We start from the raw sequence: 494 nt of genomic DNA on the forward strand, positions 1-494 counted from the left end.
TTCAATTGTTCGGCGCTGAAGTGCGCGCCCTCCCCCGTGCTGGAGAGGCCGGGCATCTGCTCCATCAGCCCCGCCACCATGCGCGCCGACGCCACCAGGCGCTGGTCGAGGGAGAACATCATCTGGTTGCGCAGGTCGTTGAGCATCCACGCGGCGGCCAGGACCCAGATCAGCACGAAAGCTGCGCCGAGCTTGAAGGTCAGCCGCAGGCGCAGGCTCATCACGAAGCGTCCTCTCCACCGTCAGCCGGGCCCAGGCGATAGCCCAGGCCGCGCACGGTTTCGACGATGCCGTTGCCGAGTTTGCGCCGCAGGTGGTGGATGTGCACGTTGAGGGCGTTGCTTTCCAGTTCGTCGTTCAGGCCGTAGACGCTGTCCTTGAGCTGCTCGCTGGAGAGCACCCGGCCGCGGTTCTGCAACAGGGCCTGCAACAGCGCCTGCTCGCGGCGGGACAGGTCCACCGACTCACCGCCCAGCAACGTTTCGCGGCTGCTG

Annotated in this window: 1 protein-coding gene and 1 pseudogene; both read right to left on the reverse strand. The window is 66.8% G+C overall.

Annotation, left to right across the window (positions count from 1 at the left end):
• A pseudogene (locus HX846_RS39180) lies at window positions 1–221 on the reverse strand (two-component sensor histidine kinase); the annotation flags it as partial.
• The coding region (locus HX846_RS39185) for a winged helix-turn-helix domain-containing protein (RefSeq protein WP_178967695.1) at window positions 221–494 on the reverse strand (274 nt) is incomplete at its 5' end. The gene HX846_RS39185 and the pseudogene HX846_RS39180, both read right to left, overlap by 1 nt.

This window comes from Pseudomonas sp. K5002 (assembly GCF_013386655.1).
GTDB lineage: Bacteria > Pseudomonadota > Gammaproteobacteria > Pseudomonadales > Pseudomonadaceae > Aquipseudomonas.